Below are 13,338 nucleotides of genomic sequence, written 5' to 3' on the forward strand. Positions count from 1 at the left end.
ACGTCTACCCCACACGGTTCAGTGAAAGAATACTAGTGAGAGAGATACGAAAAGGGCCTCATCACGGCGGTGAAGCTCAGTGATGAAGCCCTACTTCGCGAACAAGCGAGGGATTCGCTTAAGCAACAAACTTAGGCAGTCTCAGCGCGAGCGTCGACCTTAACCCAGCTCATCAGGTCGCGCAGCTTGGAGCCGACCTCTTCAATCTGGTGGTTGTTGTAGGAAGCGCGCAGGTCCTCGAGCTCCTTGTTGCCGCCCTCGACGTTGGCAATCAGGCGCTTGGTGAAGGTGCCGTCCTGAATGTCAGACAGAATCTCGCGCATGTGCTGCTTGGTATCAGCGGTAATAACGCGCGGGCCAGACAGGTAGCCACCGAACTCAGCGGTGTCGGAGACCGAGTAGTTCATGTTGGCAATACCGCCCTCGAACATCAGGTCAACAATCAGCTTCAGCTCGTGCAGGCACTCGAAGTATGCCATCTCCGGCTCGTAGCCAGCTTCAACCAGAACCTCGAAACCGACCTTGACCAGTTCCTCGGTGCCACCACAGAGAACAGCCTGCTCACCGAAGAGGTCGGTCACAGTCTCTGCCTCGAAGGTGGTCGGGATAACGCCAGCGCGGGCGCCACCGATAGCTGCAGCGTAGGACAGAGCCAGGTCGCGGCCCTCGCCCTTCGGGTCCTGGTCAACGGCAATCAGGCACGGAACGCCCTTGCCATCGACGAACTGACGACGAACCAGGTGACCCGGGCCCTTCGGAGCAACCATACCGACGGTGATGTTGTCAGCCGGCTTGATGAGGTCGAAGTGGATGTTCAGACCGTGGCCGAAGAACAGCGCGTCGCCGTCCTTCAAGTTCGGCTCGATGTCCTCGCTGTAAACCCTTGCCTGGGTGGTGTCCGGAACCAGCACCATAATGACGTCTGCCCATGCAGCGGCATCTGCGTTGGACTTAACCTCGAAGCCAGCTTCCCGAGCCTTCACAGCGGACTTGGAGCCTTCACGCAGACCGATAACAACCTCGACACCGGACTCGCGCAGGTTCTGAGCGTGAGCGTGGCCCTGGGAACCGTAGCCCAGGATGGCAACCTTACGCCCCTGGATGATGGACAGATCAGCATCGTCGTCGTACAGCAGTTCAATAGCCATTAAAGTTAGCCTCTTTTCGAATCGGATTCGTTAAAAATCTTAGCGTTTAGTTGTTAGCGGGCCTGGAGCATCGGCTTCGGCCCACGTGCCATTGCGACGGTACCGGACTGAATGAGCTCACGGATACCAAACGGCTCGAGGACCTCCAGCAGGGCTACAAGCTTCGAGCGCTCACCCGTCGCCTCAATGATGACAGACTCTTGAGAAACGTCCACCACACGGGCACGGAAGAGATTGGCGGCATCGACTACCTGCGGACGATTGGTGTTGTCGCAGGAAACCTTCACCATCAGCAGTCCGCGCGACACCATGGTCTCTGGGGGCTGGCGGACCACTTTCAGCACGGGCACCAGCTTGTTCAGCTGCTTAGTGATCTGTTCGATCGGCAGCGTCTCCGTCTCAACCACGACGGTGATGCGGTTGACTCCCTCGGTCTCAGTTTCACCCGAGGTAATCGACTGGATGCTGAAACCTCGACGGGTGAACATGCCCGCAATGCGGACCAGAATACCCGGCTCATCGAGGGTCAACACGGATAGAGTGTGCAGTTCAGCCATTTTGGGACTCACTTCCTGTTGCTTCGGATCCCGATTAGCGGGTCTTCATGGACGGGTGGTTAGCGTCGGGCTGCTTCGCGGCGTCCTCGGCGTTGTCCACAACAGTGCCGTGGATGTCAGCCGGGGCCTCAGCTGCTGAATTCTCATCGTTGAACAGCGGGCGCAGACCGCGGGCGTATTCGACCTCATCATTGGACTTGCCAGCTGCCACCATCGGCCACACCTGAGCATCCTCACCGACAATGAAGTCAATAACCACCGGTCGGTCATTAATCTCGCGTGCCTTCTTAATCGCCGCCGCGACATCTTCCTTCTTGGTCACGCGGATCGCCACGCAGCCAAGCCCCTCGGAGAGCTGGACGAAGTCCGGCAGGTAGGAGTTATCCTCCGGGCGCAGCTTGGTGTTGGAGTAGCGCTGATCGTAGAACAGCGTCTGCCACTGACGAACCATGCCCAGATTACCGTTGTTAATCAAGGCAACCTTGATGGGAAAACCTTCCATTGCACAGGTGGTCAGCTCTTGATTGGTCATCTGGAAGCAACCATCACCGTCGATGGCCCAGACTTCCTTTTCTGGAGCAGCCGCCTTGGCACCCATCGCAGCCGGGATTGAGTAGCCCATCGTGCCGGCACCACCGGAGTTAAGCCAGGTGCGCGGGTTCTCGTACTGGACGAACTGCGCTGCCCACATCTGGTGCTGGCCGACGCCAGCGGCATAGATGGCCTCTGGACCAACGATGTCGGACAGAGTCTGAATTACAAACTGCGGAGCGATTGCACCATCAGCGGGCTCTTCCCACCCGAGGGGGAACTCGTCGCGGAGACCGTCGAGAAGCTTCAGCCAGTCGGCAATCTGCGGGCGACTAAGACCGAGCTTGGTGTAGGACTCGCTAAGTGCGGCAAGGACCTCGCGGGCATCGCCGACGATGGGAACATCAACTTCGCGGAGCTTGCCAATCTCTGCCGGGTCAATGTCGGCGTGGATTACCTTCGCGTTCGGCGCGAAGGAATTCAGATCACCGGTAACACGGTCGTCGAAACGCGCGCCAATAGTGATGAGCAGGTCGGACTTCTGCAGAGCAGCGACGGCTGACACCTTGCCGTGCATGCCCGGCATACCCATGTGCAGCGGGTGCGAGTCCGGGAATGCGCCGCGAGCCATCAGCGTGGTCACGACCGGAACCCCAGTCTGCTCGGCGAACTCGACCAGCTCCTTGGAAGCATCGGCTTTGATGACGCCACCACCGATGTAGAGCACCGGACGCTTTGCCGCAGCAATCATCTCAGCGGCTTCGTCAATCTGACGCTGGTGCGGAGTTGTCACCGGGCGGTAACCCGGCAGGTTAATCTCCGGCGGCCAGGTGAAGTCAATCATCATGTTCTGGAGGTCCTTCGGGACGTCCACCAGAACCGGCCCCGGACGACCAGAGGATGCCAAATGGAAGGCCTCGGCAAGCGCGCGCGGGATGTCCTCCGCCTCGGTGACCATGAAGTTGTGCTTCGTAATCGGCATGGTCACGCCGCGAATGTCAGCCTCCTGGAACGCATCGGTTCCCAGCAGCGGGCGACCGACCTGGCCGGTGATGGCAACGACCGGTACCGAGTCCATCTGAGCATCCGCAAGTGGAGTGACCAGGTTAGTAGCACCCGGACCGGAGGTGGCAATACACACGCCGACCTTGCCGGAAACCTGCGCATAGCCGGTGGCTGCGTGACCAGCACCCTGCTCGTGGCGCACCAGGACGTGGCGAAGCTTCTCCGAGTCATAAATCGGATCGTAGAGCGGAAGCACTGCACCACCGGGAATACCGAAGGCTACCTCGACGCCGAGCTCTTCAAGGGACCGGACAATGGCTTGTGCACCAGAAATTCGCTCGGGGGCGCTGGTGCGCGCCTTAGCCGCGAATTGGGCGGGCGATGGGGTGTGCTGCTCGTGCGCGTTCACGATTTCGCTCCTGGATCATGGTGGGCAACTACTCAACACACATTCACGCAAAGAAGCTACGAATGTGGCGTTGGCTACAACCCTAACGTCCACATAGTGAGAAGTCAATCCCGTCAATTGGACACGCCATCCGTATCACACCCCGAGCACCCACCCGATTCCAACGAGAACCCCGCCCCAACTTTGGGAATCACTCTACCCAGAAACTCCCCGACCACGACCCCGGGGACACCCAAGCCTGCACACCCGAGCCCTACACGCCCGAGCCCCGCAAGCCCCAAGTCCAAAGCTCGTCTTTATGCATAATTCTTTACCTTTAAACTCAGCGCATATTAAGGCGAACGACCTACGGTGGATGGCATGGAATTCTTGCAATACATGTTGTTACGGACATGGCAATGGGTGGCCAATAACGGCCTTGCCATCGCATGTCTGGCCATTCTGCTAATTCTTGTTCCCCGTATCCGACGTTTCGTTCTGGCAATTGCGGACGGAAACATCTCCTCTTCAGAGGAGCAGTCCAAGGGACGGCGCGCACTGATTGGCGCTGTGGTTTACATCGTCGAAGTCATTGCATACTTCGTCTTAATCATCGCGATTCTGTCGAAATTCGGAATCTCACTGACCGCCGCCGCTATCCCCGCGACGGTTGTTTCCGCCGCTGTTGGTTTTGGCGCACAGGGAGTCATCGCCGACTTCCTTGGCGGACTGTTCATCATCGCCGAGAAGCAGTACGGCATTGGCGACTGGGTTGAGTTCCATGCCCCTTCGGGCACCGTGCAGGGTGACGTGGTCAATATGACATTGCGCGCCACCACCATCCGAACCCTAAACGGCGAGGAAATCATCGTGCCGAACTCCGAGGCACGCATGTGTATCAACTACTCCTCACAGTGGTCCCGTGCTGTTGTTGAAGTTCCCGTACCGATGACCGCCGGTGGCTCCATTAAGGATTTGGAAGAGCGCACTGTCGCCGCCGCCAAGCGTGCCATCGCACTGAACTCCGTCAAGGACGCAGTTCTCTCTGAGATCAAATTGCAGTCCTCCACAGAACTCAATCCGCCAACGGTTATGGGCCTGCCGTGGACCGTCACTATGCGCCTGATTGTCGATTGCAAACCGGGCGACCAATGGCTCATCGAACGCGCCATCCGCGCCGCCGTCATCGACACTTGGTGGAATGACTACGGCGAGCGCGCCCAACAGACCCCGTTTGCTCCCGCCGAAGAAATCACCGGTCATGTCCGCGATGACACGATGATCGAACAGCTCAGGCAGGCCGATGCCAAGCAGGGGCAAAAACAACAGCTTGACGACGGCGACAGCGCTCCAACCGAAGTTGTCGAAGCGGTAGCGGACGCTACTGCCCAGCCGGATACCGCAGAAACCAAACTGATGGAAACTCAGACCGTCGATAAGCAAGACGGGAACGAGCGATCCGACCTGCCGCATGCGGGTGCTGACCTCGATGATGCTCGACGCGAGCAGGAGGACAGCGGAAGCAACAACGCCATCCGCAAGCTGGTTAGCCACCCTGACTGGAAGACGCTCACGACGCGCCAGAAGATCCAGCGAATCCTCTCTGCAGGTGGACGTGCTCGCGTTTCGACAATCATGCTCTTGGCAACCCTAATTGTCCTCGGCGTTTTGAATCTGCTGACGGTCGAGACCGAGGATGGTCCGTCCGGATGGCTGGCACCGAGCAGGTGGAGCGATCGGGTAACGACACAGGAAGAGGACTCGGAAGAGTCGTCAGCTCCGCAGTCATCGAACCAGCCGACTAGTACCACACAGAGTGTGCAGCCCACCGAGACTTCACAGCAGACTCAGACATCACAGAATCAGCCGTCCGAGACTTCACAGCAGCCTCAGAGCACGCAGAACCGCGCACCTTCGACCGCCACCTCCACCGAGCCGGACTCTGACCAGAGCAACACCGACAACGAGAGCTCTGGCGGATCACAGTCGACAGACTCCACTAACAACGCGGAACCGAACTCCGCTGATACGCAATAACGCGCAACCGCCCACCGTGCATTGGCGAATCCGAACTACCCGCTACAATCAAAGGCCATGACTGACTCGACTCCACAGCCAAAAATTGCGACGCAGCGATTTCGCCCACAGAAGACGCATCTGTTCATCGTTGCGTTCATGCTCGTGCTGTGTGTAATTGCCACCGGTTTTGCCCCGTGGCTGGCCATTACCTTCCTGGCACCGTTGATTTATACGCTTTGGATTTTCCGAGTACGCACCACCGTAGGGCCACGCGGCATCACTGCGGTGTACCTATTGTCCAAGCGCCGTTCGGTGCCCTGGAGCGATTTTGCGGGCATCTTCTTCAACAAGGGCGGCCGCGCCTTTGCGGTAACCAAGTCAGATGAGCGCATCGCCCTGCCGGCCATCTCTTTTAATTCGCTGCCGGAGTTGAAGGAAGCCACTGGCGGTCTGATTCCAGATCCGATCGCTTCGGCTCGTATGGCGGAAAATGACAAGGTCGAGGTTTTCGACCGCGATGGCTACTCGGTAATGAAGAAGGTCAGTGAGGTTGAGGCTGATGCCAAGGCTAAAAGCGCTAAAGCCAAAGGTGCCAAGCCTAAAAGTGACACCACTGCCGAGTAACATATAAGCAGTCCACAAAGCCCCTAAATCTCATTATGCGGACACTAGTGACCACGAAATGAGACATTAGGGGCTTTTTGTGATTAATATGGATAATTAATTACCTTGCACCCTATCTAGGAAGGGCAGCCCCCATGATTCCCCTTCGCTCTAAAGTCACCACTGCCGGCCGTAATGCTGCAGGTGCGCGTTCGCTATGGCGCGCAACTGGCATGACCGATAACGACTTCGGCAAGCCGATTATCGCAATTGCAAACTCTTACACTCAGTTCGTTCCGGGTCACGTGCACCTGAAGGACGTTGGCGACATCGTCGCAGAAGCTGTAACCGCAGCCGGTGGCGTCCCCCGTGAGTTCAACACCATTGCTGTCGACGACGGAATTGCGATGGGTCACGACGGCATGCTCTACTCGCTGCCGTCCCGTGAGATTATTGCTGACTCTGTGGAGTACATGGTCAACGCTCACACCGCTGACGCATTGGTCTGTATTTCCAACTGTGACAAGATCACGCCTGGCATGCTCAATGCGGCTCTGCGTCTGAACATCCCGGTGGTCTTCGTTTCCGGTGGGCCGATGGAATCGGGATCTTCGGTTGTTATCGATGGCGTCGTCAAGCCCGGCTCTGACCTCGTCTCGGCTATTTCTGCATCCGCGAACGACAAGGTCGATGACAAGAATCTGCTCGACATTGAGCGCTCGGCATGCCCGACCTGCGGATCGTGCTCGGGCATGTTCACTGCAAACTCGATGAACTGCCTGACCGAGGCCCTCGGCCTGTCCCTGCCGGGTAACGGTTCTACCCTGGCAACTCAGCAGGCGCGTCGCGATTTGTTCACCCGCGCCGGTGAACTGATTGTGGACCTGGCGAAGAGCTACTACCACGATGGTGACGAGTCCGTGCTGCCGCGCAACATCGCCAACCGCGACGCCTTTGTCAACGCAATGACGCTCGACGTTGCCATGGGCGGTTCCACCAACACGGTGCTGCATATTCTCGCTGCCGCCCAGGAGGGCGAGATCGACTTCAATCTCTCTGACATCGACGCGATTTCGCGCCGCGTGCCTTGTCTGTCCAAGGTGGCACCGAACTCGGACTACTACATGGAGGACGTCCACCGCGCCGGTGGTATTCCAGCCATCCTCGGCGAACTGCGCCGCGCGGGCCTGCTGCAAATGAATGTCCGCTCCGTTCACTCCCCATCTCTGGAGGAGCACCTGGACAACTGGGATATCCGCGGCGGCAAGGCCACTGACGAAGCGATTGAACTGTTCCACGCAGCCCCTGGCGGCGTGCGCACCACCGAGCCGTTCTCCACATCCAACCGTTGGGAGAGCCTGGATACGGACTCCGAAAATGGCTGCATCCGCGACTTCGACCACGCCTACACGAAGGAAGGCGGTCTGTGTGTCCTGCGCGGCAACATCGCCGAGGACGGCGCTATCCTGAAGACCGCCGGTATCGGCGAGGATCAGTTCCACTTCGAAGGCACCGCTCGCGTCGTAGAGAGCCAGGAAGAGGCTGTCTCGGTCATCTTGAACCGCACCTTGCAGCCGGGCGAAGTTCTCTTTGTCATCTACGAGGGTCCTTCCGGCGGCCCGGGCATGCAGGAGATGCTGCACCCGACCGCATTCATCAAGGGCGCTGGCCTGGGTAAGGTCTGTGCACTGGTCACCGATGGTCGCTTCTCCGGCGGTTCCTCCGGACTGTCTATCGGCCACGTTTCCCCGGAGGCCGCTGCCGGCGGTGCAATCGGTCTCGTCCGCAACGGCGACCCGGTGTACATCGATGTCGCTGAACGACGCCTCGAAATTCAGGTGTCCGACGAGGAGCTGGCCGCTCGCCGCGATGAGGAGCTCAAGCGCGACAAGCCGTTTACTCCGCACAAGCCGCGTCCGCGCAAGGTGTCCAAGGCGCTGCGCGCATACGCCAAGATGGCGTCCAGTGCGGATAAGGGCGCGGTCCGCATTGTCGACTAGCTAGATCAAACCCGCTTAAAGGCCTGTGCTTACCGCACGGGCCTTTGGCGTTTCTAGGGTAGCTTTGCGCCCAGTCTTCCGCGTGGGCTTCACCAAATCCCGGCACTCGACGTCGGCAATCCCCTCAGCGACGTCCTCGGTGTGTGCATTTTTGCCACCCTCGGTAATGGCCGCCATTACATATCCGGGGCCAAAAACAACGGAAGAGTGCCACGAACGCCGGTTGGACCAGCCCATCTTCGCGCCTTCAGAACCGGGCAGGCCGGCAAGACCAAAATTCTGTCGATAGCCATCGGCAGCAATCGGCGACCAGTGTCGCATCGCCTCGAGCACCTCAGAATTAGGATGCTTCAGACGAAGCTGGGAAATAAAAGACACCACATCTTCCGCGGTGGTCCTCGATACTCCCCACTTTTCTCCGCCGGAAGTGTTGAACAGGCCGTACTCGGTCGCAATGGAATCGACCGATTCCGGGTACTTCCGGTAAAAGTCGGCGGCCAAATCGTCGTCGGAACGCGAAATCATCTTTTCGACGCGCTCGGCATCGTCGGCAGTGCCGTGTTCGAGCACATACTGACCGATATACAACTTAATCAGGGATAGCGCCGGCAGCGGGCGTTGCGATGCCTGGCTGCTGTACCCCACGCCCACCGGCTCGTAGCTCACCGCCATTTGCGTGCGCGGGTCAGTCTCAATCAACCCTCCGGCGTTGAGGTTCATGCGTGGCAGACTCACCTGATGTGTCGGCCAGACGCTTGCCGACGAGACGGAGGCTGCAACCTCATTGTGCTCGCCGGCAGCGGCTGTCGAAGGTGAGTGAATCGACGTTGTAGCGCCTATCGAAGACATGAAAAAGACCACCGCGAGGGTGGTCTTTAGTACGTGTCTCGACTTTGGCATAGGGGGCATTGTACCCCGGCCCTAACCGAGAACCTAGTTTAGGTCGCTCGACTGTTTGTGCAGCTGCGAGCCGCCTTAGCCAACAAACGGCAGCGTGCCGGTCGTCAGCCACCACAGGCCAATTGCTGCGGCGATGGACAGAATTCCGAAGATCCACGACGATGCCAGTGGTCGACGAGCCCAGCCGCGTCCGAAGTCGATGCCGATGCGGCCCGGGCCGGTGAACTGCAAGCCAAGCGCCATGGCGGTCATCAACAGCTGTAGTTGGAGGTTGCTGGAATCCTGGCCGACGATATTCACGCCATTGGCAGAGGTAGCCACATCAAACATGCTGAGGTAGGCGGACAATGCCAGCGCCAATGCTGCGGCCAGCGGTGTCGCAAGCCCTAAGATGAGCAGGGCACCCGCGATGAGCTGAACCGTTGGGATGGCAGTGGCCATTACAGGGCCGAGGGCAAAGTTGTTCTGGCTAAACTGTGTCTCCAGCGCAGTGGTGCCACCGGAGTTGCCCCAGCCGAGCAGCGTTGTCAGACCATGGACCAGCAGTAGCGCGCCCAATCCAAGACGCAGCAGCAGGAGGCCGAAGTCAGTGGTACCGCGACGGAACTCCGGTTCGTTGTCGTCGTAGAAGTCCGTGTCTTCATCGTCGTCAGCAGCGGCGGTAGTCGTAGCAGCAGTTGCCCCGGCGGCTCCTACGCCTGCTCCTGCAACACCAGCGGCGCCAGCTGCACCAGCGGTATCGCGGGACGCAGCCGGTTCAGCGAAATCCGATTCATCGAAATACTGAGTCTCAGCAGCGGAATTGCGTGAAGAGTCATAGGTCGGCTCCGCCTCATCGTCGAATACTGGCTGTGCTTCCGACTTATTTGCAGTAGCTCCCGCTGCGGACGCTGCTGCCGCTTCAGAAGCCGAGAAGGCCTGCGTCGGCTGACTGAAATCCTCATCTGAATCAACGCGCTCGCTACGGGCCGGCTGCTCAAAGATTTCGGTCGCCTCCGACTCCGGGGCTACCTCCGACTCTTTATCGGCCGCGGGTGCCAATTCAGTTTCGGCCTGTTCATCCCGCGGCGAAGGCTTACCGGCAGGGCTAATCACCTGAGGTGCCGTGCGGCCTGCAGCGGCGTAGGCGTCGTAGCGCTTCTTCGGGGCTTCCTGAACTTCAGGCTCCGGCTCGGGGCTCGGCTCAGTCACTGTTTCTGTTTCAGACTCGGTTTCCACCTCGGCTTCAGCACCGCTATCGGTCTCGGCTTCCGGCGGCAGGTTTTCTTGGTCTACCTCCGCCTCCGACTCCTCCTCTACGCGCTTTTCCGGCACACCCGGAAAAATCTGCGTTGCGGTGTTGTCGCTGTCGTCACGGTTTGTTTCTTCGTTCATTGGCTCAGCGAGCTTGCGGTAGGTCGGGACGTCGAGATCGTCATCGAATCCGTCCTCCACATTCTCGAGGGCGCGGTCGTTCGGGTACTTCTCTGAGTCGCTCACATCGTCCACATTAAAACTACTGCCTCACTTTTGGTCGCAGGCGTGGCCGGGAAACGAGGCTGTATTGTGTATGCCTATGGGATTCCACCTCGTCCACACCAGCAGTGCACAGGCTCGCGCTCGCGGGCGGCGTCGTCGTGCTGCGCTCGCCGCTGGTGTCGTCGGGATGGTCTCTCTTTCCGGCTGCATGAGTGCCTCGAGCGCGCTTGAGTCACCGTTTACTGAAGACAAGTCGGAACCGACAGGCATTGCCATGCCGAAGTTTTCCTCCCCTGATTTGCCCTCTACCCCGGTCCCAACCACGGAAAGCAAAGCCAAAGACAAAGGTCCCTGCGACCTCGACGATGTCACTCTCGCGGCCTGCCTACCGCTTACCACCGCGCTAGCCTCAACCGGCCCTGGGGAGGCTCTCGTCGCCACCGACGACGGTGCACTCACCGTTGTCGCACCGGGTAAGACACCGCGTGAGGTCGCACGGCTCGGCGCCCCTGCAAAACAACTGCTGCCCAGTCCCTCGGTTGAAGAGGACCGTCAGGTCTTTGTTTTGCGTAACGACGACACCATTGCGCGCGTCACCCTCGTGGAGGGCAGCACCGCTGATGTGCGCGAACTTCCGGACCTCAGCGAGCCCGGCATTCTCGGAATCTATTTTGACCGAACTTCGGACACCCTGTCCCCGCGCAAATTGCTCGTGGGAGATCCAGGCATTGAGTTTCAGCAGTTCTGCCATGGTCCGGACGGAATGCCGCCGTTGGCAACCGCCATTCTCGACGGCACCCCACAGCTGGTTCAGCTCACCGGCCCTGTGATTAATCCCCTCGGCGGTGTGGACCTGAACGATTCCATCGGTGGATGCGCAGTGATGGGTGACCGCGTGGTCATTGCCATCCCAGACGCGCAGAAGGTCATCTCCATGCCGGTGGGTCCGAAGTCAAGTGGGCCCGACGCGGCGTGGGAGGTCAAGGGTTCCCCTGAAGTGCTTGTCGACGGCGACTTCGGCCACATCTCGTATGTAGCGGCTGTCGCAGCAAATCAGGGTATTGAAGTTTGGGGTGCCACGACCAACAAAACCGCCGGGGCACAACCGTCGGAGTCCGACGAGCGCGTCGTCAGACTGCCGAGCGATGGTGCCGCCGGCGGTTCCCCGGATTAGCTTTCAGGGAGGCTAGCTCAGCTTCTTCGCAATCAGCTGGTTGACCTGAGCCGGGTCTGCCTTGCCGCGGGTGGCCTTCATGACCTGCCCCACGATGGCACCGACGACCTTCTTGTTGCCAGCTCGGTACTTCTCGACGATGTCCGGGTTAGCAGCCAGTGCATCGTCGACGGCCTTCTCAATAGCACCGTCGTCGCGAACGACCTCCAGGCCACGGGCAGCAACGACCTCATCAACATCGCCCTCGCCTGCGAGCACGCCGTCAACGGCCTTACGGGCCAGCTTGTTGGTCAGCTTGCCCTCTTCAATCAGTGCAATCACACGTGCAACCTGTGCCGGGGTAATCGCGAGCTCAGCCAGCTCCACGCCTGCCTCGTTGGCCTTCTGCGCCAGGTAAGCGACCCACCAGGAACGAGCCTCAGCCGGGCCGGCACCAGCCTCAACGGTGTCGACAATCAGGTCGAGAGCGCCGGCGTTAACCAGGTCGCGCATTTCCTCGTCCTTCAGACCCCACTCTTCCTGAATACGGGCACGACGCACCCACGGCAGCTCCGGCAGAGTTGCGCGGATTTCCTCCACCCACTCACGCGGCGCAATCACAGGTGGCAGATCCGGGTCGTTGAAGTAGCGGTAATCCGACTGCGATTCCTTCGGGCGGCCCTTGGAGGTCGTGCCGTCGGTCTCCTGGTAGTGGCGGGTTTCCTGAACGATCTCCTCGCCATTAGTAATCGCAGCAGCCTGGCGCTGCATCTCGTAGCGAACAGCCTGTTCAACCGACTTCAGGGAGTTGATGTTCTTAGTCTCGGTACGAGTGCCGAACTCCTCCTGGCCGATTGGGCGCAGGGAAACGTTGGAGTCCACACGCATCGAGCCCTGGTCCATGCGGGCATCGGAGACACCGAGGGACTTCACCAGGTCACGCAGCGCAGAAACGTACGCACGAGCAACCTCTGGGGCACGCTCCCCTGCACCGAGAATTGGCTTAGTAACGATCTCAATCAGCGGAATACCTGCGCGGTTGCAGTCCACCAGCGAACGCGTGGCGCCGTGAATACGACCATCGGCACCGCCCAAGTGCGTCAGCTTGCCGGTGTCTTCTTCCATGTGAGCGCGCTCGATTTCGACACGGAACTCCGTGCCGTCGTCAAGCTGAACGTCAAGATATCCGTCGTAGGCGATTGGTTCGTCGTACTGCGAAATCTGGTAGTTCTTCGGCTGGTCCGGGTAGAAGTAGTTCTTGCGCGCGAAGCGGGAGGACTCAGCAATCTCGCAGTTCAGCGCCAGGCCAATCTTGATGGCCCACTCAACGCCCTGACGGTTAACCACAGGCAGCGCGCCAGGTAGGCCGAGGCTGCAGGGATCGACGTTGCTATTCGGCTCGGCACCAAAGTGCGCCGAGGAGGAGGAGAACATCTTGGTATTCGTCGAGAGCTCGACGTGAACCTCCATGCCCATTACCGGGTCAAAACGTTCGAGGACCTCATCAAAGTCCATCAAGTCATCAGCGTATGCAGCGGTCATGTTTGTAGAGTCTACTAGCGATGGCCCCGCAGGC

General features: G+C 59.4%; 10 protein-coding genes. 4 read left to right on the forward strand and 6 right to left on the reverse strand.

The window, feature by feature from the left end:
• Positions 1–131: 131 nt before the first annotated feature.
• From ilvC to ADM64_RS10190, 3 genes are read right to left on the reverse strand one after another with little or no spacing between them, the layout of a single operon-like run.
• The gene (ilvC, locus tag ADM64_RS10180) at positions 132–1,148 is read right to left on the reverse strand and encodes a ketol-acid reductoisomerase (protein ID WP_049194075.1); all 1,017 of its coding nucleotides are present in this window, start codon (positions 1,146–1,148) and stop codon (positions 132–134) included.
• A 53-nt stretch (positions 1,149–1,201) separates the two neighbouring features.
• Positions 1,202–1,705: an acetolactate synthase small subunit gene (ilvN, locus tag ADM64_RS10185; RefSeq protein WP_048735338.1), complete on the reverse strand. Its 504-nt coding sequence runs from the start codon at positions 1,703–1,705 to the stop codon at positions 1,202–1,204.
• A gap of 34 nt (positions 1,706–1,739) precedes the next feature.
• On the reverse strand, positions 1,740–3,650 hold the full coding sequence (locus ADM64_RS10190) for an acetolactate synthase large subunit (protein ID WP_049190120.1): 1,911 nt from the start codon (positions 3,648–3,650) through the stop codon (positions 1,740–1,742).
• Between the two features lie 360 nt (positions 3,651–4,010).
• Between ADM64_RS10190 and ADM64_RS10195 the strand changes: the two genes are divergently transcribed.
• From ADM64_RS10195 to ilvD, 3 genes are all read left to right on the forward strand, one after another.
• Positions 4,011–5,666, forward strand: a complete 1,656-nt coding sequence (locus tag ADM64_RS10195) for a mechanosensitive ion channel family protein (protein ID WP_049194136.1) — start codon at positions 4,011–4,013, stop codon at positions 5,664–5,666.
• Between the two features lie 57 nt (positions 5,667–5,723).
• Positions 5,724–6,272, forward strand: a complete 549-nt coding sequence (locus ADM64_RS10200) for a PH domain-containing protein (protein ID WP_049194076.1) — start codon at positions 5,724–5,726, stop codon at positions 6,270–6,272.
• A gap of 134 nt (positions 6,273–6,406) precedes the next feature.
• Positions 6,407–8,251, forward strand: a complete 1,845-nt coding sequence (gene ilvD, locus ADM64_RS10205) for a dihydroxy-acid dehydratase (protein WP_049194077.1) — start codon at positions 6,407–6,409, stop codon at positions 8,249–8,251.
• 15 nt (positions 8,252–8,266) lie between these two features.
• Here the strand turns inward: ilvD and ADM64_RS10210 are convergent, their stop codons facing one another.
• Together ADM64_RS10210 and ADM64_RS10215 are read right to left on the reverse strand one after the other, a co-directional pair.
• Positions 8,267–9,151: a hypothetical protein gene (locus ADM64_RS10210; RefSeq protein ID WP_224784246.1), complete on the reverse strand. Its 885-nt coding sequence runs from the start codon at positions 9,149–9,151 to the stop codon at positions 8,267–8,269.
• Between the two features lie 75 nt (positions 9,152–9,226).
• Positions 9,227–10,630: a DoxX family membrane protein gene (locus ADM64_RS10215; protein WP_224784247.1), complete on the reverse strand. Its 1,404-nt coding sequence runs from the start codon at positions 10,628–10,630 to the stop codon at positions 9,227–9,229.
• A gap of 76 nt (positions 10,631–10,706) precedes the next feature.
• Between ADM64_RS10215 and ADM64_RS10220 the strand changes: the two genes are divergently transcribed.
• Positions 10,707–11,783 carry a glucose dehydrogenase gene (locus ADM64_RS10220; RefSeq protein ID WP_224783716.1) on the forward strand — a complete coding sequence of 359 codons (1,077 nt, stop codon included), beginning with the start codon at positions 10,707–10,709 and terminating at the stop codon, positions 11,781–11,783.
• Positions 11,784–11,795: 12 nt separating this feature from the next.
• On the opposite strand, the gene gatB is transcribed toward ADM64_RS10220, so the two are convergent.
• Entirely contained in the window at positions 11,796–13,304 is a 1,509-nt protein-coding gene (gene gatB / locus ADM64_RS10225) for an Asp-tRNA(Asn)/Glu-tRNA(Gln) amidotransferase subunit GatB (RefSeq protein WP_016422487.1), read from the reverse strand.
• Positions 13,305–13,338: the final 34 nt, after the last annotated feature.

It is taken from the genome of Corynebacterium sp. 401_CJEI (assembly GCF_001076435.1).
GTDB lineage: Bacteria > Actinomycetota > Actinomycetes > Mycobacteriales > Mycobacteriaceae > Corynebacterium > Corynebacterium jeikeium_D.

Coding starts and splice junctions, on each gene's coding strand:
- ilvC (WP_049194075.1), bottom strand. CDS start 1,148: ATGGCTATTGAACTGCTGTACGACGACGATGCTGATCTGTCCATCATC.
- ilvN (WP_048735338.1), bottom strand. CDS start 1,705: ATGGCTGAACTGCACACTCTATCCGTGTTGACCCTCGATGAGCCGGGT.
- ADM64_RS10195 (WP_049194136.1), top strand. CDS start 4,011: ATGGAATTCTTGCAATACATGTTGTTACGGACATGGCAATGGGTGGCC.
- ADM64_RS10200 (WP_049194076.1), top strand. CDS start 5,724: ATGACTGACTCGACTCCACAGCCAAAAATTGCGACGCAGCGATTTCGC.
- ilvD (WP_049194077.1), top strand. CDS start 6,407: ATGATTCCCCTTCGCTCTAAAGTCACCACTGCCGGCCGTAATGCTGCA.
- ADM64_RS10210 (WP_224784246.1), bottom strand. CDS start 9,151: ATGCCAAAGTCGAGACACGTACTAAAGACCACCCTCGCGGTGGTCTTT.
- ADM64_RS10220 (WP_224783716.1), top strand. CDS start 10,707: ATGGGATTCCACCTCGTCCACACCAGCAGTGCACAGGCTCGCGCTCGC.
- gatB (WP_016422487.1), bottom strand. CDS start 13,304: ATGACCGCTGCATACGCTGATGACTTGATGGACTTTGATGAGGTCCTC.